The sequence below is a fragment of the Microbispora sp. CL1-1 genome (genome assembly GCF_012034195.1).
Lineage (GTDB): Bacteria > Actinomycetota > Actinomycetes > Streptosporangiales > Streptosporangiaceae > Microbispora.
On the sequence record NZ_JAATEK010000190.1, the window covers coordinates 1 to 474 of the forward strand.

Annotated in this window: 1 protein-coding gene and 1 pseudogene; both read left to right on the forward strand. The window is 70.5% G+C overall.

Annotated features, from left to right (window positions below; all coding sequences use genetic code 11):
• Positions 1 to 109, forward strand: a pseudogene (locus tag HCK04_RS41755) (roadblock/LC7 domain-containing protein); the annotation flags it as partial.
• Between the two features lie 119 nt (positions 110 to 228).
• Positions 229 to 474 (forward strand): DUF742 domain-containing protein (locus HCK04_RS44530; protein ID WP_185949128.1); only part of this gene is annotated, 246 nt, incomplete at its 3' end.

Here is a 474-nt window from a genome sequence, read left to right on the forward strand (position 1 = left end):
TTCCGATCTGGGTCTGGTGGCCTATCAGATGACGTTGCTGGTCGAGCGGGCGGGTCAGGTGCTGACTCCCGCGGTCCGCGCCGAGCTCCAGGCGTCTCACCCGCGGTGACGGAAGACTCCGCGAAGTGAGGCACGCGGTGGAGGACAGATCGGGGAAGACGCCCTGAGCGGGCGGCCTGGACAGGTCGCCGGGTTCCGGAGCGAGAGCGAAAAGGTCAGGAGGACGCTGTGGCAGGCGGCGGCTGGAACAACGAGGCCTATCCGCCGGTGGGCGACCACCGGCAGTACGGCGGCACGAACCCCGTCCCGACGCCGGCGCCGACGGAGCAGAGCTCGCTGGTGCGGCCGTACGCCGTCACCGGCGGGCGTACGGCTCCTCGGCTCCAGCTCGCCATGGAGGCCCTCGTGTCCTCCGCCACGGTGATGCATCAGGACCTCTCCACGCTCACCCCGGAACGCCAGGCGATCAGCACG